We start from the raw sequence: 21,913 nt of genomic DNA, 5'->3' as shown, positions 1-21,913 counted from the left end.
TGTTGCCGGTCTGATGGGCCATGCGTGGAATGGATGACCACAACCCACGCCTTATATTGCCAAGGAGTACCACATGCAAATCCCACGTCGCGGCACCGCCCTGATCCTGTCCTGCGGCCTGCTCGCCAGCCTGCCGGCACTGGCTGCCGATGAGCCGCGCTACAACCAGGTCTCGCTGCGTGCCGAAGTCAGCAAGGAAGTGGCGCGCGACCTGATGGTCGTTACCCTGTACAGCGAAGCGCAGAACACCGACCCGGGCAAGCTCGCCAAACAGATCACCGAAACCATGAACAAGGCCGTACAGCAGTCGCGCCAGGTCAAGGACGTGAAGATCAGCCAGGGCAGCCGCAACAGCTACCCGGTATATGACAGCAAGGGCCAGAAGATCACCGGCTGGCGCGAGCGCGCCGAGTTGCGCCTGGAAAGCGCCAACTTCCCGGCCCTCTCGCAGCTGACCGCCGACCTGCTGCAAGAGCTGAAGATGGGTGGCATGGACTTCTCCATCGCCCCGGCCACGCGCAAGGCCAGCGAGGATGCACTGCTCAAGGATGCGGTGGATGCCTTCAAGGCGCGCGCGCAACTGGCTACCGAGGCGCTGGGTGGCAAGGGCTACAAAGTGGTCAGCCTGAACCTGAACAGCAGCGGTTACCCACGCCCGTACCTGCGCAGTGCGCCGATGGCGATGAAGGCCATGGGGGCTGATGAGTCGGCACCGGCGCCGGATATCGAGGCCGGGACCAGTGAAGTGAGCATGAATGCCGATGGCCTGATCGAAGTGCAGATGCCTTAGATCCACGAAATACCTGTGGGAGCGGGCTTTCCCGCTCTCATGGAACGGCACATAACTCATTGAATTAGCAGGGACCCTGTGGGAGCGGCTTTAGCCGCGAACACCGGCGCAGCCGGTGCCATGCACCGCGTTGGATTCTTCGCGGCTAAAGCCGCTCCCACAGGGTACGCGGATCGCTTGCGAATCCAGTTGTCCGTCAAATTAGGATTTTCGGAAGTTTCCTACGCACCAAAAAGGCGCTTCCTACACTAACCCCGCCTCGAAATTTCCCGCAAAAAGCCATCATTTTGCCTGCGCAAACGTTCAACTTCGTTGAAAGTTATAGCAATGCGACATTCATGTACGCGCGTACCACTTTTCTGGCGCCAATCATCCTTCCCCGTATTGCATTGGGAACAGCCCCTGCATAAGTATCCGCAGGTCGGCTCACGAGGCCACCTCAATCGAAAAATGACAACAATGAGGCCACCATGCTCAAACACGCAGTCATTCCGTTCCTGCTAGGCGCAGGCTTGCTCTCCGCCGCACCGTCGGCCCTCGCCGCGTCCAACCTGGTGTTCTGCTCCGAAGGCAGCCCGGCCGGCTTCGACCCGGGGCAATACACCACAGGAACTGACTTTGACGCCTCGGCCGAGACCGTGTTCAACCGTCTGACCCAGTTCGAACGCGGCGGCACTGCAGTCATCCCCGGCCTGGCGACCAAGTGGGAAGTCTCCGACGACGGAAAGACCTACACCTTCCACCTTCGCGAAGGGGTCAAGTTCCACACCACCGACTACTTCAAGCCCACCCGCCCCTTCAACGCCGACGACGTGCTGTTCACCTTCAACCGCATGCTCGACAAGAACCACCCGTTCCGCCAGGCCTACCCCACCGAGTTCCCGTACTTCACCGACATGGGCATGGACAAGAACATCGCCAAGCTGGAAAAGCTCGACGAACACACGGTCAAGTTCACCCTCAATGAAGTCGACGCCGCGTTCATCCAGAACCTGGCCATGAGCTTCGCCTCGATCCAGTCCGCCGAATACGCCGACCAGCTGCTCAAGGAAGGCAAGGCCGCCGACATCAACCAGAAGCCGATCGGCACTGGCCCGTTCGTGTTCAGCAAGTACCAGAAGGACGCGCAGATCCGCTTCAAGGGCAACAAGGACTACTGGCAACCCGATGACGTGAAGATCGACAACCTGATCTTCGCCATCACCACCGACGCCTCGGTGCGCATGCAGAAGCTGAAGAAGAACGAGTGCCAGGTCACCCTGTTCCCGCGCCCGGCCGACATCCAGCCGCTGAAGCAGGACCCCAAGCTGCAGATGCCGCAGCAAGCCGGCTTCAACCTCGGCTACATCGCCTACAACGTGATGGACAAGGTCAAGGGCAGCAACGAGGCCAACCCGCTGGCCCAGCTGAAAGTCCGCGAGGCGCTGGACATGGCCGTGGACAAGAAAAAGATCATCGAGTCGGTCTATCAGGGTGCCGGCCAGCTGGCGGTCAACGCCATGCCGCCAACCCAGTGGTCCTATGACGACAGCATCAAGGACGCCTCGTTCGACCCTGAAAAAGCCAAGCAGCTGCTCAAGGAAGCCGGCGTCAAGGAAGGTACTGAAATCACCCTGTGGGCGATGCCGGTGCAACGCCCGTACAACCCCAATGCCAAGCTGATGGCCGAGATGCTGCAGTCTGACTGGGCCAAGGTCGGCATCAAGGCGAAGATCGTCAGCTATGAATGGGGCGAATACATCAAGCGCTCCAAAAGCGGCGAACAGGGCGCCATGCTGATTGGCTGGAGCGGTGACAACGGTGACCCGGACAACTGGCTGGGCACCCTGTATGGCTGCGACGCCATGAACGGCAACAACTTCTCCAAGTGGTGCTACAAGCCCTACGACGACCTGATCAAGCAGGCCAAGGCCACCTCCGACCAGGCCAAGCGCACCGAGCTGTACCAGCAGGCACAGCACATCCTCAAGGAGCAGGTGCCGATCACCCCGATCGCCCACTCCACCGTGTACCAGCCCATGAGCGCCAAGGTTAAGGACTTCAAGATCAGCCCGTTCGCGCTGAACTCCTTCTACGGCGTCAGCGTGGACAAATAGGCTAGCCAAGGCACCCGCCGAGCGGCGGGTGCCCCGCCAACCTCGCACCCCTTCATGTCGTCCCGCGGCCATCCGCAGCGGGGTCGGCGACCTGTTGCCGCCATTCGTACCCCGAGGCGGCGCAAACAGACGTAAAAGGACTTTCCATGCGCCATACCACCCGCCTTTCCGCCCTGCTGGCCCTGGGCCTGATCAGCCAATCGCCGGCCCTGCTGGCCAAAAACCTGGTGTTCTGCTCCGAAGGCAGCCCGGCCGGCTTCGACACCGCCCAGTACACCAGCGCCACCGACAACGACGCCGCCGAACCGCTCTACAACCGCCTGGTCGAGTTCGAACGCGGCGGCACCGCCGTGCACCCTGCCCTGGCGACCCGCTGGGAAGTGTCCGAGGATGGCCTGCGCTACACCTTCCACCTGCGCGAAGGGGTGAAATTCCACAGCAACAACGCCTTTGCACCAAGCCGCGACTTCAACGCCGACGACGTGCTGTTCACCTTCAACCGCATGCTCGACAAGAACCACCCGTTCCGCCAGGCCTACCCGACCGAGTTCCCCTATTTCATCAGCATGGGCCTGGACAAGAACATCGCCCGTGTCGAAAAGACCGGTCCACTGACCGTGGTGTTCACCCTGAACAGCGTCGATGCCGCGTTCATCCAGAACCTGGCCATGAGCTTCGCTTCCATCCTCTCTGCCGAATACGCCGAACAGCTGATGGCCAGTGGGCGCCCCAGCGACATCAACCAGCAACCGATCGGTACCGGCCCGTTCGTGTTCCAGCGTTATCAGAAGGACTCGCAGATCCGCTACAAGGGCAACAAGGCCTATTGGTCACCGCAGGACGTGAAAATCGACAACCTGGTGTTCTCGATCAACATCGACCCTTCGGTGCGCATCCAGAAGCTGCGTCGCAACGAATGCCAGGTCACCCTGCACCCGCGCCCCGCCGACCTGCCGGCGCTCAAGGCCGACAGCAAACTGCAGGTGCTGCAGCAACCTGGCTTCAATCTCGGTTACATCGCCTACAACACCCAGCACCCACCGTTCGACCGCCTGGAAGTGCGCCAGGCGATGGACATGGCAGTGAACAAGCAGGCGATCATCCAGGCTGTGTACCAGGATTCCGGCCAGTTGGCTGTGAACGCCATGCCACCGACCCAGTGGTCCTATGACGACAGCCTCAAGGACGCGCCCTTCGACCCGGAAAAGGCCAAACAGCTACTGCAGCAGGCCGGGGTCAAGCCGGGCACCGAGATCACCCTGTGGGCCATGCCGGTGCAGCGCCCGTATAACCCCAACGCCAAGCTGATGGCGGAAATGCTCCAGGCCGACTGGAGCAAGCTCGGCTTCAAGGTGCGCATTGTCAGCTACGAATGGGGCGAGTACCTCAAGCGCATGAAAAGCGGCGAGCACGATATCGCCCTGATCGGCTGGACCGGGGACAACGGCGACCCGGACAACTGGCTGGGCACCCTCTACAACTGCGATGCCATTGGCAGCAACAACTACTCGCTGTGGTGCGATGCGCAGTACGACAGCCTGGTCAAGCAGGCCAAGCAAGTCACCGACCGCGCACAGCGCACCGCCCTGTACCAGCAGGCCCAGCAGCGGCTCAAGCAACAGGTGCCGATTACCCCGGTGGCGCACTCCACGGTCAACCAACCGCTCAGCGTCAAGGTTTCCGAGTTCAAGGTCAGCCCGTTCGGGCGCAATGATTTTTCCGGTGTGAGTGTTGATTGATCTTTAGCCCTCAAGGGCCTCTTCGCGGGTAAACCCGCTCCCACAGGTACGGCGCACATGCCGAAACCTGTGGTGCACCTGTGGGAGCGGGTTTACCCGCGAAAGGGCCGGCACAGCCAACACAACGCCCCGATTCTGCCCGGCGACCCCGGGCAACCCTGGCAACACCGCAGCAGGAAGCCCGGCCCACAAGGCCAGGCAATAACTAGAAGAACAGAAAGGGAGCTTTAACCTTGAGACTATTCACCTTGACCGCACTGGCTTTATCCATCAGTGCCTTATCCACCGTGGCCCAGGCCGACCCGCAAAGCCAGGACTACGTGCCCATCACCCTCAAAGGCAGCAGCGAGCAGGAGCAGGCCAGCGGCTTCGTCGACGGCCAGAGCCTGTCCGGCAGCACCCGCAACTGGTACGCCCGCGAGCGCGCCGCACGCGCCCCGCTGTGGAAGTACTACAAGAGCGACGGCACCCGCCACGACACCCACAGCCGCGAGAACTGGGTGCAGGGCACCATCCTCAACTACAGCTCCGGTTTCACCCAGGGCACCGTCGGTTTCGCCGTCGAAGCCGCCGGCTACAACGCCATCGCCCTGCAGCAGAGCCGCGAAGCGATCGCAGGGCCCAACAACCGCACCCTGACCCACAGCGACGGCGACCCGGTCGGCCAGTGGAGCAAGATGGGCCTTGCCAACGTCAAGGCGCGCGTGTCCAACACCACCCTCACCGTCGGCCGCCAGTCCGTGGACACGCCGATGATCGCCTACATCGGCAACCGCGCCCTGCCCTCGAGCTTCCAGGGCGCATTCCTGCACAGTGCCGAATTCGACAACCTGAGCCTCGATCTGGGCACTTTCGACCGGGTCTCGCCACGTACCGAACAGAGCCTCAGCAAGTTCCGCACCGAGTACAGTGCCACTGGCGTGGAAACCGACCGCGCCAGCACCGCCGGCATCAACTACCAGCCGTTCAAGAGCCTGAGCACCAGCCTGTACGCCACCAAGGTCGACGACTTCTGGAACCAGTACTACTTCGGCGCCAATCATGTGCTCGGCGACAGCGCGGTGCTCAGCCTGAGCACCGGCCTGAACTACTACAAGACCGTCGACGCCGGCAGCAAGAAGATGGGCGAGATCGACAACGACACCTACAGCCTGTCGTTCGGCCTGACACACCAGGCCCACACCCTCAGCGCCTCCTGGCAGCAGGTCAACGGCAACGAGTACTTCGACTACCTGCACGAAACCAACGGCATCTACCTGGCCAACTCGCTGCTGTCGGACTTCAACGGACCCAACGAGAAATCGCTGCAGATTTCCTACGTGCTGAACATGGCGCCGTACGGCGTGCCGGGCCTGAAGTTCAACTTGTACAACGCCCGCGGCTGGGGCATCGATGGTACCCATTACCGCGGTACCGCCTATGACGTGAACGGCCTGGATGGCGAAACCCATTACGAGTGGGGCTTCGGTACCAGTTATGCGGTGCAGAGTGGGCCGCTGAAAGACACCAGCATCCGTGCCACCTACACCGCGCACCGCGCCAGCAAGGCCCAGGGCGATGGCAGCCTGGACGAGTTCCGGGTGGTTACCACCATTCCATTCAACATTCTCTGACCGCCGGCGCCACGGCCTGCTTCGCTGCGGGCCGTGGCGGCTACGCTGGAATCAATGCAAGCAGGGAGTTTCAACCCATGCAGAGAGCTTTCATGAAATCGCGTCCACTGCGCCTGTTCCTGACCGCGCTGCTTCTGGGCGGCGCCACGCAGCTGGCAGCCAAACCGCTGGTGGTGTGCACCGAGGCCAGCCCGGAAGGGTTCGACGTTGTCCAGTACACAACAGCTGTCACCTTCGATGCCGCTTCCGAAACGCTGTTCAACCGCCTGGTCGACTTCAAGCCTGGTACCACCGACGTCCAGCCGGCGCTGGCCGAAGGCTGGGACATCTCGCCGGACGGACTGACCTATACCTTCCACCTCCGCCGGGGAGTGAAGTTCCACAGCACCGACTACTTCAAGCCCACTCGCGAATTCAACGCCGATGATGTGCTGTGGAGCCTGCGCCGCCAGCTCGATCCGGCGCACCCATGGCACGACAAGACCAGTGTCGGCTACCCGTACTTCGAAAGCATGGCCTTCAAGAGCCTGCTCAAGTCGGTGGACAAGACCGACGATCACACCGTAGTGATCACCCTCACCCGCCCCGAGGCACCGTTCCTGCGGGACATGGCCATGGGCTTCACCTCGATCTACTCCGCCGAATACGGCGACCAGTTGCTCAAGGCCGGCAAGACCGCCGAGCTGAACAGCAAACCGATCGGCACCGGCCCGTTCATCTTCCAGCGCTATAACAAAGACGCCCAGGTCCGCTTCAAACCCAACCCGGACTACTTCCGCGGCAAGCCACCAGCCGACGCCCTGATATTCGCCATCGCCACCGACAGCAATGTGCGCTTGCAGAAGCTTCGCGCCAATGAATGCCAGGTCGCGTTGTACCCCAAGCCGGAGGATGTGCCGTCGATCAAGGCAGACCCCACGCTAAAGGTTGCCGAGACCGAAGCGCTGGTCACCGGCTACATCTCGATGAACACCCAGCACAAGTACCTGAGCGATGTGCGTGTGCGCAAAGCCATCAACATGGCCTTCGACCGCCAGACCCATGTCGACCAGCTGTTTGGCAAAGGTAACGCTCAGGTGGGGGTGAACCCGTACCCGCCGAGCATGATCGGCTACAACAGAGAGAACAGGAACCCGCCCCGCGACCTGGCCAAGGCCCGTGAACTGCTCAAGGAAGCCGGGGTGCCGGAAGGCACAGTGATCACCCTGTTCACCCGCAACGGTGGCGGCCCGACCAACCCCAATCCGCGCTTGTCCGCCGAGATGCTGCAAGCCGACCTCAAGCAGATAGGCCTGAAGCTGGATATCCGCGTGATGGAATGGGCCGAAATGCTGCGCCGGGCCAAGAAGGGCGAAGCCGACCTGGTGTCAACCGGCTGGGCGGGCGACAACGGCGACCCGGACAACTTCCTCAGCCCCCTGCTCAGTTGCGATGCCGTCAAGAGCGGCGAGAACTACGCCCGCTGGTGCAACCCCGAATTTCAGGACCTGATCAGCCGAGCCCGCGAAGTGATCGACAACGACGAGCGCGCAAGGCTCTATAGCGAGGCATTGAAGGTGTACGATGATGACCAACCCTGGATCAGCATGGCTCACCCGAAGGTGTTCACGGCCATGCGTGACAACGTGGAGGGCTACGTAGTCAGCCCTCTGACCAACAACAACTTCGCCACCACCAAGGTGAAGTAGAACAACAACGACCGCCGGCACCCCACACGGGAACCGGCGGCACCACCGTAGCGGGCTGATCGCCCCACGGCCTGATGAGGTAACCCCGACAATGTTGAGCTTTATTGCCCGGCGCCTTGGCCTGCTGATACCGACCTTTTTCGGTATCACCTTGCTGACCTTCGCGCTCATACGCCTGATCCCCGGCGACCCGGTGGAAGTGATGATGGGCGAGCGCAGGGTCGACCCCGAAATGCATGCCCAGGCCATGGAACGCCTTGGCCTGAACAAGCCGCTGCCGGTCCAGTATCTGGACTACGTCGGCAAGCTGGCCCAGGGTGACCTCGGTGAATCGCTGCGCACCCGCGAAAGCGTGTGGAGCGAGTTCCTCACCCTGTTCCCGGCCACCCTCGAACTGGCCTTCGCCGCCCTGCTGTTCGCCGGCATCGTCGGCCTGCTGGCCGGGGTGATCGCCGCGCTCAAGCGCGGTTCGCTGTTCGACCACGGGGTGATGGGCATTTCCCTGGCCGGTTATTCGATGCCGATCTTCTGGTGGGGCCTGATCCTGATCATGTTCTTCTCGGTAAGCCTGGGCTGGACCCCGGTATCCGGGCGCATCGACCTGCTCTACGACATCGAGCCGAAGACCGGCTTCATGCTCATAGACACCCTGCTCAGCGACGAGGAAGGCGCGTTCAAGGACGCGGTGATGCACCTTATCCTGCCAGCCATCGTGCTCGGCACCATCCCGTTGGCGGTGATTGCCCGCATGACTCGCTCGTCGATGCTCGAAGTACTGCGCGAGGACTACATCCGCACCGCCCGCGCCAAAGGCCTGTCGCCGGCCCGCGTGGTGTTCGTGCATGGCCTGCGCAACGCACTGATCCCGGTACTGACCGTATTCGGCCTGCAGGTCGGCACGTTGCTGGCCGGCGCGGTGCTGACCGAAACCATCTTTTCCTGGCCGGGCATCGGCAAGTGGCTGATCGAAGCCATTGGTGCCCGTGACTACCCCGTGGTCCAGAACGGCATCCTGTTGATCGCCTGCCTGGTGATCCTGGTCAACTTCGTCGTGGATATCCTCTACGGCCTGGCCAACCCACGCATCCGTCATCAGCGCTGAGGCCCCCGCCATGACTAGCCCGATTCCGAAATCCGTCACACCGGTCAGCCCGGTGGACCAAAGCCTGCTCTACCCCTCGCCATACAAAGAATTCTGGCAAGCCTTCGCCCGCAACAAAGGCGCGGTGATGGGCCTGGCCTTCATGTGCCTGGTGGTGTTCTGCGCACTGTTCGCGCCGTGGGTGGCCCCGCACGACCCGAGCGAGCAGTACCGCGAGTTCCTGCTGACCCCGCCGGTGTGGCTCGAAGGCGGCAGCTGGCAGTTCATCCTCGGCACCGACGAACTGGGCCGCGACCTGCTTTCACGGCTGATCCAGGGCGCGCGGCTGTCGCTGCTGATCGGCCTGTCGTCGGTGGTGATGTCGCTGATCCCTGGCATCCTGCTGGGCCTGCTGGCCGGTTTCTTCCCGCAACTGCTCGGCCCGTCGATCATGCGCCTGATGGACGTGATGCTGGCCTTGCCCTCGCTGCTGCTGGCGGTGGCCATCGTCGCCATCCTCGGCCCAGGCCTGATCAATACCGTGATCGCCATCGCCATCGTGTCGTTGCCATCCTACGTGCGCCTGACCCGCGCCGCCGTGATGGGCGAGCTGAACCGCGACTACGTAACCGCCGCACGCCTGGCCGGTGCCGGGCTGCCACGGCTGATGTTCGTCACCGTGCTGCCCAACTGCATGGCACCGCTGATCGTGCAGGCCACCCTCAGCTTCTCTTCGGCCATCCTCGACGCCGCCGCCCTGGGCTTCCTTGGCCTTGGCGTACAGCCGCCGACCCCGGAGTGGGGCACCATGCTGGCTTCGGCCCGCGACTACATCGAGCGCGCCTGGTGGGTGGTGAGCCTGCCCGGCCTGACCATTCTGCTCAGTGTGCTGGCAATCAACCTGATGGGCGACGGCCTGCGCGATGCGCTGGACCCGAAACTCAAGAACGCCGCCTGAGGAGAACGCCATGTCACTGTTGCAGATCAACAACCTGAACGTGCGCTTCGGCGACGCCAATGCGGTACCGGTGGTCGATGGCCTGGACCTGACGGTGGAGGCCGGCGAGATCCTGGCCATCGTCGGCGAATCCGGCTCGGGCAAGTCCGTGACCATGATGGCCCTGATGGGCCTGATCGATGCGCCCGGGCGCATCACCGCCGACTCGCTCACCTTCGATGGCACCGACATGCTCAAGCTCAGCGGTCGCCAGCGACGCAAAGTGGTGGGCAAGGACATCGCCATGGTCTTCCAGGACCCGATGACCGCGCTCAACCCCAGCTACACCGTGGGTTACCAGATCGAGGAAGTGCTGCGCCAGCACCTGGGCCTGAAGGGCAAGGCCGCGCGCCAGCGTGCCCTGGAGCTGCTGAAGAAGGTCGAGATCCCGGCTGCGGAAAGCCGCCTGGACGCCTACCCGCACCAACTGTCCGGCGGCATGAGCCAGCGCGTGGCGATTGCCATGGCGATTGCCGGCGAGCCCAAGCTGCTGATTGCCGACGAACCCACCACTGCGCTGGACGTGACCATCCAGGCGCAGATCATGGAGCTGCTGGTCAACCTGCAGAAGGAGCGCAACATGGCGCTCATCCTGATCACCCACGACCTCGCCGTGGTCGCCGAAACGGCCAGGCGGGTGTGCGTGATGTACGCCGGCCAAGCCGTGGAAGTGGGCCAGGTGCCGGAGCTGTTCGATGTGCCCGCCCACCCCTACAGCGAAGCGTTGCTGGCGGCCATCCCCGAGCACAGCATCGGTGCCGAACGCCTGGCCACCCTGCCCGGCATCGTCCCCGGCCGCTACGACCGCCCCGTGGGTTGCCTGCTGTCACCGCGCTGCCCGTACGTGCAGGACAACTGCCGGCGCCAGCGCCCGCCCCTCGATCCGCAGGCCCATGGCCTGGTGCGTTGCTTCTACCCGCTGAACCAGGAGGTGGCGTGATGGCCGTCGTTCTATCCGCCCGGGAGCTGACCCGGCATTACGAAGTCTCTCGCGGGCTGTTCAAGGGCCATGCCCTGGTCCGCGCGCTGAATGGCGTGTCGTTCGAGCTTGAGGCCGGCAAGACCCTGGCCGTGGTCGGCGAGTCCGGCTGCGGCAAGTCGACCCTGGCCCGCGCCCTGACCCTGATCGAAGAGCCGTCGTCCGGCTCGCTGCAAATTGCCGGCACCGAAGTGAAAGGCGCCAGCAAGAGCGAGCGCAAGCAACTGCGCCGCGACGTGCAGATGGTGTTCCAGAGCCCCTACGCCTCGCTCAACCCACGGCAGAAGATTGGTGACCAGCTGGCCGAGCCGCTGCTGATCAACACCTCGCTGAGCAAGGCCGAGCGGCGTGAAAAGGTGCAGAAGATGATGGAACAGGTCGGCCTGCGCCCCGAGCATTACCAGCGCTACCCGCACATGTTCTCCGGTGGCCAGCGCCAGCGTATCGCACTGGCGCGGGCGATGATGCTGCAACCCAAGGTACTGGTGGCGGACGAGCCGACCTCGGCGCTGGATGTGTCGATCCAGGCCCAGGTGTTGAACCTGTTCATGGATTTGCAGAAGGAGTTCAACACGGCTTATGTGTTCATCTCGCACAACCTGGCGGTGGTGCGGCATGTAGCCGATCAGGTGCTGGTGATGTACTTGGGGCGGCCGGCGGAAATGGGGCAGAAAGAAGACATCTACGAGAAGCCGCTGCACCCGTACACCCAGGCGCTGCTGTCGGCGACACCGGCAATTCATCCTGATCCACTGAAGCCGAAGATTCGTATCGCCGGGGAGTTGCCCAACCCGCTGAACCCGCCGGATGGATGTGCGTTTCACAAGCGCTGCCCGTACGCGACCGAACGGTGTGCCAAGGAGGTGCCGGCGCTCAGGCAGGTGAGTACCCGGCAGGTGGCCTGTCACTATGCGGAGCAGTTTCTCTAGAGCGGCGTGAACTTCTTCGCGGGTAAACCCGCTCCCACAGGTTCTCCACAGTGTTCAAATCTGTGGGGTCCCTGTGGGAGCGGGTTTACCCGCGAAGGGCCGCACAGCGGCCCCGGCTTTTCAATGCATAAAGAACCAGATCAGGATAATCACCGGAATCGGCACCCCGATCATCCACAGTAGTATTGAGCGCATGGCCTTTCTCCTTGTTCGATGTTGAACAGACCGGTGCACTCGCCATGCCACCCCTGACAAAAAATCATACTCAGCCGAATCAACAGCTTACCTCCCAAGCCGCTTGGCAAAACCGTGCAAGATGCCGGATCCGCCCACTTGCAGCTGGGTGTTCTGCAATGCACTATCAGGCGCATGACCGCCACCACCCTCCCCGACGGCCCCGAGCAGGCTCCGCTCACCGCCGACACCGTGCTGCGCTACCACCTGTGCTGGAAGCACCGCGACCTCGACGGCGTCATTGCGCTCTACCATCCCGACATCCAGTACCACGACTTCTTCCAGAACCGCGTGCTCGGCTACCAGGAACTGCGCGACTATGTACGCGCCTGCCTGCCCCATGAAGCCGGCGAGGACATCGTCCACAGCGACCGTATCCGCGTTGATGGCTGTACCGCGTTCATCCAGTATCAGGTCACGGTGCAGGGCGGCGATGGCCTGGTGGCGTTCCAGTCCAGTGAGGCGATCACCGTCAAGGACGGCCTGATCTGGCGGGTCAACGAATACGCCACACTGGTTCGCCAGAACGGCAGTGGCCATACCAGCAGTGGCCCACGCCCGGCGACCAGCCGCCTGGGCCTGTCTCCCCGACAGCTATCGACCATGGCCCAGGACCTGGAACACTACTTCCAGCGTCAGCGCCCCTACCTGGACCCGGAGCTGGACCTGCAGCAGGTGGCCGACGCCAGTGGCTACAGCCGCAACCAGATCTCCTACCTGCTCAACCAGGTGCTCGGGCAGAGCTTTTACCGCTACGTCAACCAGGCCCGCCTTCAGCACCTGATGGCCAGCCTCGATGACGACAGCGTCGAGGCCACCATCGACGAGCTGGCGTTCAATGCCGGTTTCAACTCGCTGTCGGCGTTCTACAAGTGCTTCCGCGAACATACCGGGCTCACGCCCAAGGCGTACCTGAAGCAAATTTCCCTGCGTGCACGCACGTAGGACAGCCGCCTGCCGACACCACTAGCATCGCCCACAGACCTTGACGGATGTGGAGCCGAACCCGATGCAACCCCTGCGCACGCTCAGCCTGTGGATGGACCAGCTCGAAGAGCCACTGTGCACCCGCCCGGCCCTGCGTGAAGACCTGGTAGCGGATGTGTGCATCATCGGCGCTGGCTATACCGGCCTGTGGACCGCCTACTACCTCAAGCGCCAGGCGCCGCAACTGAACATCGCCATGATCGACGCCAACATCGCCGGCTTTGGTGCCTCGGGGCGCAACGGCGGCTGGCTGATGGGCAACCTGCTCGGCGAAGACCGCCTGTTGGCCAGCCTGTCGCCGCAGCAACGCCGTGCCAGCATCGACCTGCTGCACGGCATACCCGATGAAGTGCACAGCGTGCTGCAACGCGAAGGCATCGACTGCGACTACCGCAAAGGCGGCGTGCTGTACTGCGCCGCGCGTTACCCGGAACAGGAGCGCAGCCTGCGCGCCTACCTCGACGATCTTTACCGTCAGGGCATGAGCGAGGACGACTACCGCTGGCTACGCCCCGAGCAGCTGGACGCGCAACTGCGAGTCAGCAATGCCTATGGCGCCATCTACAGCCCGCACACCGCGACCATCCAACCCGCCAAGCTGGCGCGTGGCCTGGCCCGGGCTGTAGAAGCGCTGGGCGTACCCATCTACGAAAACACCCCAGCCATCGACTGGCAGCCGGGTGAGGTGCGTACGCCGTTGGCGCGCATCCGTTGCCAATGGATGGTACCCGCCGTGGAGGGCTACGCCGCCAGCCTGCCGCCATTGGGCAAACATCAGCTGCCGGTCCAGAGCCTGCTGGTGGCCACCGAACCACTGCCAGAGTCTACCTGGGACCAGATCGGCCTGAACCAGGGCCAGGCGTTCAGCGAAAGCAGTCGCCAGGTCACCTACGGCCAGCGTACCGCCGACAACCGCCTGGTATTCGGCGCCCGTGGTGGCTACCGCTTCGGTGGCCGCCTGCGCGAAAACTTCAACCTCGACGAACAGGAAATACAACTGCGCCGCTACCTGTTCAGCGAACTGTTCCCGCAACTGAAGCACGTGCGTATCACCCATTCCTGGGGCGGCAACCTGGGCATGGCGCGGCGCTTCCACCCACACATGCTCTGTGACCGTCAACGCGGCATCGCCCTGGCGGGCGGGTACGGGGGTGAAGGCGTCGGCGCCACCAACCTGGGCGGGCGCACCCTGGCGGCGCTGATCCTCAACCAGCACAACGAACTGACCGCGCAACCCTGGGTGCTCGACAACCGCCCGCTTTCAAGCCTGGCAAGTTGGCCACCCGAGCCCTGCCGCTGGCTGGGCTACAACGCAATCATCCAGAGCTTCGTCCACGAGGACCGGACCCTCGCCAACCCCGCAAGTGCGCCTTGGAGGCGGCGCCTTGCCAGCAATCTCGCAGACTTCATGGAAGGCTTCATGCACTGACTTCCCTTTTCCCGACACAGGATTTACCGGTCATGAGCATCACCCATTTCAAAAACACCGACAGCGCCGTGCTCGATAGCTCCAACCCCGTTGCGGTACCACTCTGCGAGCCCGTGGCGATCACCTCGGTCACCTGCGTGGAGCGCAACGACGGCGTCGAAACCGGCATCTGGGAGTGCACCCCCGGGCGCTGGCGGCGGCAGATCGTGCAGCAGGAGTTCTGCCATTTCATCAAGGGGCGCTGCACCTTCACCCCGGACGGTGGCGAGCCCCTGTCAATAGAAGCCGGAGACGCACTGATGCTACCGGCCAACAGCACCGGCACCTGGGATATCCAGGAGACCGTACGCAAGACCTACGTGCTTATTTTCTGATCCGCTGATCGCCTGCCTTCGATAACAACAGACAAAGCAAGGTAACCCCGACATGCGCACGCTCCTTCTCGCCCCCCTGATGTTGGCCGCCAGCGTGGCCGGCGCCGCCGAAACGGTGAAGATCTACAACTGGTCCAGCTACGTTGCCCCAGACACACTGAAGAACTTCCAGCAAGCCAGCGGTATCGTGCCCACCTACGACGTTTACGACAGCAACGAAACCCTCGATGGCAAGCTGATGACCGGCAACTCCGGCTATGACGTGGTGTTTCCGTCCAACCACTTCATGGCCCGGCAGATACAGGGCAAGGCACTGAAACGCCTGGACAGATCGCAGCTGCCCAACTGGCACAACCTCAACCCGGTGCTGCTCAAGGCGCTGGAGGTGAACGACCCGGGCAACCATTACGGCTTCCCGTACCTGTGGGGCAGTACCGGCATCGGTTACAACGTCGACAAGGTCAAGGCGGTGCTCGGTGACCACGCGCCGCTGGACTCATGGGACCTGATCTTCAAGCCTGAGTACATGAGCAAGCTGAAAAGCTGCGGCGTCGCCGTGCTGGACAACGGCCCCGAACTGTTGCCGATCGCCCTGCATTACCTGGGCCTGCCGCACCACAGCCAGAACCCGGCGGACTACGACAAGGCCAAGGCGCTGCTGATGCAGGTGCGGCCATACATCAGCTACTTCCACTCATCGAAGTACACCGGCGATCTGGCCAACGGCGATATCTGCGTAGTGGTCGGTTTCTCCGGGGATGTGTTGCAGGCGAAGAATCGTGCCGAAGAAGCGAACAACGGCGTGAAGGTGGGGTATTCGATCCCGAAGGAAGGTGCGCCGATGTGGTTCGACATGGTGGCAATGCCGGCCGATGCACCGGACGAGAAGGCCGGGTATGCCTACATGAACTACCTGCTGCAGCCGGAGGTGATGGCCAATATCAGCAACCATGTGCAGTACGCAAACGGCAACCTGAAGGCGGACACGCTGGTTGACCCGGCGATGAAGGGCAACACGATGATTTACCCGAGCGAAGAGGTGATGGGCAAGCTGTATGCGCTGGAGGCAATGCCGGCCAAGATCGACCGTATTCGGACGCGGATCTGGACCAGTATCAAGGCAGGGAATTGAATGCGGCCGTAACGTGGCCCCTGTGGGAGCGGGTTCACCCGCGAATGCGTCGGTAAATTCTACATCGCATTCGCGGGTAAACCCGCTCCCACAGGGTCAGTAGCAGACTCTCGAAGCCAGGAGCAGGCCCTGGAAATCAGGAGCAAGCTCCCGAGATCAGTGATGCTCGCGGGTAGCGCGGAACTTGATGTCCGGCCAGCGCTCTTCCATCAGCGACAGGTTGACGCGGGTCGGCGCCAGGTAGGTCAGGTGCCCGCCACCGTCGATGGCCAGGTTCTCCATGGCCTTATTCTGGAATTCCTCGAGCTTCTTCTTGTCGTCACAGCCAATCCAGCGGGCCGACCACACAGTGATCGGCTCGTAGGCGCACTCGACCTTGTACTCTTCCTTCAGGCGGCTGGCGACCACGTCGAACTGCAGCACACCAACCGCACCAAGGATGATGTCGTTGCTGCGTTCAGGGAAGAACACCTGGGTAGCACCCTCTTCGGCCAGCTGTTGCAGGCCCTGGCGCAGCTGCTTGGATTTCAGCGGGTCCTTCAGACGTACGCGGCGGAACAGCTCCGGGGCGAAGTGCGGGATACCGGTGAAGCCCAGCGCCTCGCCTTCGGTGAAGGTGTCGCCGATCTGGATGGTGCCGTGGTTGTGCAGGCCGATGATGTCGCCGGCATAGGCCTCTTCCAGTTGCTCACGCTCGGAGGAGAAGAAGGTCAGCGCATCACCGATACGCAGGTCCTTGTTGATCCGCACGTGGCGCATCTTCATGCCCTTCTCGTACTTGCCCGAGCAGATGCGCATGAAGGCGATGCGGTCACGGTGTTTCGGGTCCATGTTCGCCTGGATCTTGAACACGAAACCGGTGAACTTCTCTTCCACAGGCTCCACGGTGCGCTCGTGGGCAACACGGCCCAGGGGGCGCGGCGCCCAGTCGACGACGGCGTCAAGCACGTGGTCGACACCGAAGTTGCCCAGTGCGGTACCGAAGAATACCGGGGTCAGCTGGCCGTTGATGAACTCTTCCTGGTTGAACTCGTGGCAGGCACCCTGCACCAGCTCCAGCTGTTCGACGAACGAATCGTACTGGTCGCCCAGGTGGGCACGGGCTTCGTCCGAGTCCAGCTTCTGGATGATCTTGGCTTCGGTGCGCTCGTGGCCGTGGCCCGGGGTGTACACCACGATGTAGTCACCGGTCAGGTGGTACACGCCCTTGAAGTCGCGGTAGCAGCCGATCGGCCAGGTGATCGGCGCGGCCTTGATCTTCAGCACCGCTTCGATCTCGTCCAGCAGTTCGATCGGGTCGCGGATGTCACGGTCGAGCTTGTTGATGAAGCTGACGATTGGCGTGTCGCGCAGGCGGCACACGTCCATCAGGGCGATGGTACGTGGCTCTACACCTTTACCGCCGTCGAGCACCATCAACGCCGAGTCCACCGCGGTCAGGGTGCGGTAGGTGTCTTCCGAGAAGTCTTCGTGGCCGGGGGTGTCGAGCAGGTTGATCATGTGCTCGCGGTACGGGAACTGCATCACCGAGGTGGTGATGGAGATGCCGCGCTGCTTCTCCATTTCCATCCAGTCGGAGGTGGCGTGGCGGTCGGACTTGCGCGACTTCACGGTACCGGCGACAGCAATGGCCTTGCCCATCAGCAACAGCTTCTCGGTGATGGTGGTCTTACCGGCGTCGGGGTGGGAAATGATTGCGAAAGTGCGGCGCTTCGCGACTTCGGCGGCCTGGTTGGTCATGGGAAATCGCCTGACTTGGGGGATTAAAAAGGGGCGATATCATACCTGAAGTTGGGCCCGGGACCAAAACCTGAGGAATGCGTGGTGCCTGTACCGGCCCTTTCGCGGGTAAACCCGCTCCCACAGGTACTGCACAGGTATCGAATGCGGTGCGGTCACTGTGGGAGCGGGTTTACCCGCGAAAGGGCCCGTCCAGACACCACAAGTTCGCCAGGCAATCGCTTTATCACGACAAATGGCCACAGGGCAGTTGTTTCAACGCCTACAGCGCATCAAGCCACTGTTTTTTCTCGTCAAATTTCCGCAAGGGCAGTGATTAACGCTGGCCAAATGCCGCCCCAGATGGGAACCTTTACGCCCACGGAGACGTCCACTCCTCTGCAACCCGCTTCGGTTGGGGAGCTGTTTTCATCAGCATTTTCGGGCCCGACGGGGTTCGGCTCATGGCCTGATCGCAGCCTTCGGCGTGCGTCACGCTGCTACTCGCGAACACACCACCCGCCGCCAGGACTGGTCGGCAACCAAGAAGTGTGCTCGCCGACTACACAAGGAGTCCGCCTGTGGCTAAACGCTACGGAAAAGGGCTGTTGGGATGGGCCGCCGTGCTCGTCATCCTGGCCCTGCTGGTCCATTGGATCGGCATCGACACGATCGCGCGTTATCGCGACGATCTTGGGTTCTACCTGCAAGCGCACCTGGTACTGGTGCTGGCTTCGATGGCGGCGGCGCTGGCCGTGGGCATCCCTGCCGGCATTGCCTTGAGTCGACCGCACCGGGTCGACAAAGCCGAGCGTTTCATGCAGTTCTTCAACGTTGGTAACACCATCCCTCCCCTGGCCGTTCTGGCCATCGCCCTGAGTATCCTGGGCATCGGCGCCGGGCCCGCGATCTTCGCGCTGTTCCTCGCCTCCCTCCTGCCCATCGTGCGCAACACCTACGAGGGCCTGAAAAACGTCCCCGCCTCGCTCAAGGAAGCCGCCACCGGCATAGGCATGACCCCGCGCCAGCAACTGTGGCAGGTGGAACTGCCCAACGCCGTGCCGATCATCGTTGGCGGTGTGCGCGTGGCCCTGGCGCTGAACGTCGGCACCGCCCCCCTGGCGTTCCTGATTGGCGCCAACAGCCTGGGCAGCCTGATCTTCCCCGGCATCGCCCTGAACAACCAGCCACAGCTGCTGCTGGGGGCCGCCTGCACCGCCCTGCTGGCGCTGGCGCTGGACGCGGCGGTGAGTTTCTCCAGCAAGCGCTGGCTGGAACGTGGCCTGGCCCAATAAAGATAGGGAACGTATGAACAAGAGAATCGCCTTGCTGCTGGGCGCGGCCCTGCTGTTCGCAGGATTTGCCCAGGCAGCGGACAAACCGCTGATCCGCATCGGCGCGCGGGTGTTCACCGAACAGACCGTACTCGCCGAAATCACCGCCCAATACCTGCGCGCCAATGGCTATGACGTGCGCGTCACCACCGGCCTTGGCAGCAATATCGCGCGCCAGGCCCAGGAAACCGGCCAGCTCGACCTGATGTGGGAATACACCGGCGTGTCGCTGGTGTCGTACAACCATATCGACGAGCGCATGCCCAGTGCCGAGGCAACCTTCGCCAGGGTGAAGGCGCTGGATGCGAAGAAGGACCTGATCTGGCTGACCCCATCGAAGTTCAGCAACACCTACGCCCTGGGCTTGCCCAAGCAGGTAGCCGAGGCCTATCCGCAGGTCAACACCATCAGCGACCTCAACGCGGTACTGCGTGACGAAAGCCACCGCAACCACCTGGTGGCGCTGGACACCGAGTTCGCCAACCGCCCCGATGGCCTGGTCGGCCTGCGCGAGATGTACGGCCTGCCGCTGGACCGCCGCAACATCCGCCAGATGGACGGCGGCCTGGTGTACACCGCGATGCGCAACAACCAGGTGTTCGCCGGGCTGGTGTACACCACCGACGGCCGCCTGAACGCCTTCGACCTCAAGCTGCTGGAGGACGACAAGCACTACTTCCCCGACTACACCGCCGCGCCGGTGGTGCGCAAAGCCGTGCTCGAGGCCAACCCGCAGCTGGCCGGCCTGCTCAAGCCACTGGCCGAGCAGCTGGATGACGCAACCATGCGCCAGCTCAACGCGAAGGTCGATGTCGAGCACCAGAACCCGACTGCCGTGGCCGCCACCTTCCTGCGTGAGCACCCACTGAACAGCGAGGGCCAGCCATGAACCTGATCGATACTTTCAACCACCTGGACTGGGCCCAGGTGCTGCAACTGACCTGGCAGCACATCATGCTGGTGGGCGTCGCCGTGGGCCTGGCGATTCTGGTCGGGGTGCCGCTGGGCATCCTCATGACCCGTTTCCCGGCATTCGCCGGCCCGCTGCAGGCCAGCGCCACCGTGCTGCTGACCATCCCTTCCATCGCCCTGTTCGGCCTGCTGCTGCCGTTCTACTCCAGGTTCGGCCAAGGGCTTGGCCCGCTACCCGCGATTACCGCGGTGTTCCTGTATTCGCTGCTGCCGATCATGCGCAACACCTACCTGGCCCTGACCAACGTCGAACCCGGCATCCGTGAAGCCGCGCGCGGCATTGGCATGACCTTCGGCCAGCGCCTGCGCATGGTCGAACTGCCCATCGCCGTGCCGGTGATACTTGCCGGCGTGCGCACCGCCGTGGTGATGAACATCGGCGTGATGACCATCGCCGCCACCATCGGCGCCGGCGGCCTGGGCGTACTCATCCTCACCTCCATCAGCCGCAGCGACATGTCGATGCTGCTGGTCGGCGCCGTGCTGGTCAGCCTGCTGGCGATCATCGCCGACCTGCTCCTGCAAACCCTGCAACGTGCCCTGACTCCAGAAGGACTGCGCTCATGATCGAACTGAAGAACCTCAGCAAAACCTTCAACGTCAACGGCAAGGACGTCAAAGCCGTGGACTCGGTAAGCCTCACCGTCAACGAAGGGGAAATCTGCGTGTTCCTCGGCCCCTCGGGCTGCGGCAAGAGCACTACGCTGAAAATGATCAACCGCCTGATCACCCCCACTTCTGGCCAGGTGTTCATCAATGGCGAAGACACCACCGGGCTGGACGAAGTCACCCTGCGCCGGCATATCGGCTATGTCATTCAGCAGATCGGCCTGTTCCCCAACATGACCATCGAGGAGAACATCACTGTGGTGCCGCGCCTGCTCGGCTGGGACAAACAGAAGTGCCGTGAGCGCGCCCGCGAGCTGATGCACATGATCAAGCTGGAGCCCAAGCAGTACCTGCAGCGTTACCCGCGCGAGCTGTCCGGTGGCCAGCAGCAGCGTATCGGCGTGATCCGCGCCTTGGCGGCAGAAGCGCCGGTACTGCTGATGGACGAGCCGTTCGGCGCGGTCGACCCGATCAACCGCGAGATGATCCAGAACGAGTTCTTCGAGATGCAGCGGGCCTTGAACAAGACCGTGATCATGGTCAGCCACGACATCGACGAAGCGATCAAGCTGGGCGACAAGATCGCCATCTTCCGTGCCGGCAAGCTGTTGCAGCTGGACCACCCGGACACCTTGCTGGCGCACCCGGCGGATGAGTTCGTCAGCAACTTTGTCGGCCAGGACAGCACCCTCAAGCGCCTGCTGCTGGTGCGTGCGGAGGATGCGGCGGACAACGCGCCATCGGTGAGCCCGCAGACGCCGGTAAGCGATGCGCTGGAGCTGCTGGACGAGCACGACCGCCGCTACGTGGTGGTGACCGATGCGCAGAACAAGGCGCTGGGCTACGTGCGCCGGCGCGATATGCATCGCCAGCAAGGGGCCTGTGGCGACTTCCTGCGACCGTTCAATGCCACGGCGGCGCATGATGAGCATTTGCGCATCCTGTTGTCGCGGATGTACGAGTTCAACCGGGCGTGGCTGCCGGTGCTGGATGCCGAGCAAGTGTTCTTGGGCGAGGTGACGCAGGAGTCGATTGCGGCGTACCTGAGCTCGGGGCGTTCGCGAGGGGCCAAGACATCGATCGTGTCGCCGGCCGAGGCGCTGGTTTCCTAAGCCGGCCTCTTCGCGGGTAAACCCGCTCCCACAGGGTCGGCGCAAACTAAAGGCCTGCGCAGTACCTGTGGGAGCGGGTTCACCCGCGAAGCAGGCGAC

The 21,913-nt window shown here is 62.9% G+C and carries 18 protein-coding genes; 17 read left to right on the top strand and 1 reads right to left on the bottom strand.

Going from position 1 to position 21,913, the window contains the following annotated elements:
- Positions 1–73: 73 nt before the first annotated feature.
- From RIN61_RS16410 to RIN61_RS16350, 13 genes are all read left to right on the top strand, one after another.
- Positions 74–790, top strand: a complete 717-nt coding sequence (locus RIN61_RS16410; RefSeq protein ID WP_015269044.1) for an SIMPL domain-containing protein — start codon at positions 74–76, stop codon at positions 788–790.
- Positions 791–1,260: 470 nt separating this feature from the next.
- Positions 1,261–2,886, top strand: coding sequence for an ABC transporter substrate-binding protein (locus RIN61_RS16405; protein WP_207877697.1), 1,626 nt, complete (start codon positions 1,261–1,263; stop codon positions 2,884–2,886).
- Between the two features lie 146 nt (positions 2,887–3,032).
- Positions 3,033–4,625 (top strand): ABC transporter substrate-binding protein, encoded by a 1,593-nt coding sequence (locus tag RIN61_RS16400; RefSeq protein ID WP_215520306.1) that lies wholly within the window; start codon positions 3,033–3,035, stop codon positions 4,623–4,625.
- 233 nt (positions 4,626–4,858) lie between these two features.
- On the top strand, positions 4,859–6,238 hold the full coding sequence (locus RIN61_RS16395; RefSeq protein ID WP_112250743.1) for an OprD family porin: 1,380 nt from the start codon (positions 4,859–4,861) through the stop codon (positions 6,236–6,238).
- 77 nt (positions 6,239–6,315) lie between these two features.
- Positions 6,316–7,926 (top strand): ABC transporter substrate-binding protein, encoded by a 1,611-nt coding sequence (locus RIN61_RS16390; RefSeq protein WP_313852891.1) that lies wholly within the window; start codon positions 6,316–6,318, stop codon positions 7,924–7,926.
- Positions 7,927–8,017: 91 nt separating this feature from the next.
- On the top strand, positions 8,018–9,028 hold the full coding sequence (locus RIN61_RS16385; protein ID WP_012316108.1) for an ABC transporter permease subunit: 1,011 nt from the start codon (positions 8,018–8,020) through the stop codon (positions 9,026–9,028).
- A 10-nt stretch (positions 9,029–9,038) separates the two neighbouring features.
- The gene (locus RIN61_RS16380) at positions 9,039–9,965 is read left to right on the top strand and encodes an ABC transporter permease subunit (RefSeq protein ID WP_025337799.1); all 927 of its coding nucleotides are present in this window, start codon (positions 9,039–9,041) and stop codon (positions 9,963–9,965) included.
- A gap of 10 nt (positions 9,966–9,975) precedes the next feature.
- The gene (locus tag RIN61_RS16375; RefSeq protein WP_003257886.1) at positions 9,976–10,944 is read left to right on the top strand and encodes an ABC transporter ATP-binding protein; all 969 of its coding nucleotides are present in this window, start codon (positions 9,976–9,978) and stop codon (positions 10,942–10,944) included.
- Positions 10,944–11,912 carry a peptide ABC transporter ATP-binding protein gene (locus RIN61_RS16370; protein WP_313852888.1) on the top strand — a complete coding sequence of 323 codons (969 nt, stop codon included), beginning with the start codon at positions 10,944–10,946 and terminating at the stop codon, positions 11,910–11,912. The genes RIN61_RS16375 and RIN61_RS16370 overlap by 1 nt, the downstream gene beginning before the upstream one ends.
- 369 nt (positions 11,913–12,281) lie before the next feature.
- Positions 12,282–13,091, top strand: coding sequence for an AraC family transcriptional regulator (locus RIN61_RS16365; RefSeq protein WP_207877705.1), 810 nt, complete (start codon positions 12,282–12,284; stop codon positions 13,089–13,091).
- 64 nt (positions 13,092–13,155) lie between these two features.
- Positions 13,156–14,562 carry an NAD(P)/FAD-dependent oxidoreductase gene (locus RIN61_RS16360; RefSeq protein ID WP_207877707.1) on the top strand — a complete coding sequence of 469 codons (1,407 nt, stop codon included), beginning with the start codon at positions 13,156–13,158 and terminating at the stop codon, positions 14,560–14,562.
- Positions 14,563–14,594: 32 nt separating this feature from the next.
- Positions 14,595–14,936: a cupin domain-containing protein gene (locus tag RIN61_RS16355; RefSeq protein WP_112250733.1), complete on the top strand. Its 342-nt coding sequence runs from the start codon at positions 14,595–14,597 to the stop codon at positions 14,934–14,936.
- Between the two features lie 52 nt (positions 14,937–14,988).
- Positions 14,989–16,068, top strand: a complete 1,080-nt coding sequence (locus RIN61_RS16350; protein ID WP_313852884.1) for a polyamine ABC transporter substrate-binding protein — start codon at positions 14,989–14,991, stop codon at positions 16,066–16,068.
- A gap of 156 nt (positions 16,069–16,224) precedes the next feature.
- Here RIN61_RS16350 and RIN61_RS16345 read toward each other — a convergent pair whose 3' ends face one another.
- A complete protein-coding gene (locus RIN61_RS16345; RefSeq protein ID WP_003257876.1) occupies positions 16,225–17,808 on the bottom strand; it encodes a peptide chain release factor 3 in 1,584 nt (527 codons plus the stop codon).
- A gap of 560 nt (positions 17,809–18,368) precedes the next feature.
- Between RIN61_RS16345 and RIN61_RS16340 the strand changes: the two genes are divergently transcribed.
- The 4 genes from RIN61_RS16340 to RIN61_RS16325 are packed head-to-tail and all read left to right on the top strand — an operon-like array spanning position 18,369 to position 21,814.
- Complete coding sequence (locus RIN61_RS16340) at positions 18,369–19,082, top strand: ABC transporter permease (protein ID WP_133970422.1); 714 nt, start codon at positions 18,369–18,371, stop codon at positions 19,080–19,082.
- A 13-nt stretch (positions 19,083–19,095) separates the two neighbouring features.
- A complete protein-coding gene (locus RIN61_RS16335) occupies positions 19,096–20,010 on the top strand; it encodes a glycine betaine ABC transporter substrate-binding protein (protein WP_112250727.1) in 915 nt (304 codons plus the stop codon).
- Positions 20,007–20,660, top strand: a complete 654-nt coding sequence (locus RIN61_RS16330; RefSeq protein WP_112250725.1) for an ABC transporter permease — start codon at positions 20,007–20,009, stop codon at positions 20,658–20,660. The genes RIN61_RS16335 and RIN61_RS16330 overlap by 4 nt, the downstream gene beginning before the upstream one ends.
- Positions 20,657–21,814, top strand: coding sequence for an osmoprotectant ABC transporter ATP-binding protein OsmV (locus RIN61_RS16325; RefSeq protein ID WP_215520303.1), 1,158 nt, complete (start codon positions 20,657–20,659; stop codon positions 21,812–21,814). The genes RIN61_RS16330 and RIN61_RS16325 overlap by 4 nt, the downstream gene beginning before the upstream one ends.
- The last annotated feature ends 99 nt before the right edge of the window (positions 21,815–21,913 follow it).

This window comes from Pseudomonas inefficax, from assembly GCF_032164165.1.
Lineage (GTDB): Bacteria > Pseudomonadota > Gammaproteobacteria > Pseudomonadales > Pseudomonadaceae > Aquipseudomonas > Aquipseudomonas inefficax.
The sequence above is the reverse complement of the archived record's forward strand: the minus strand, read 5'-3'. Positions and strand labels throughout refer to the sequence as shown.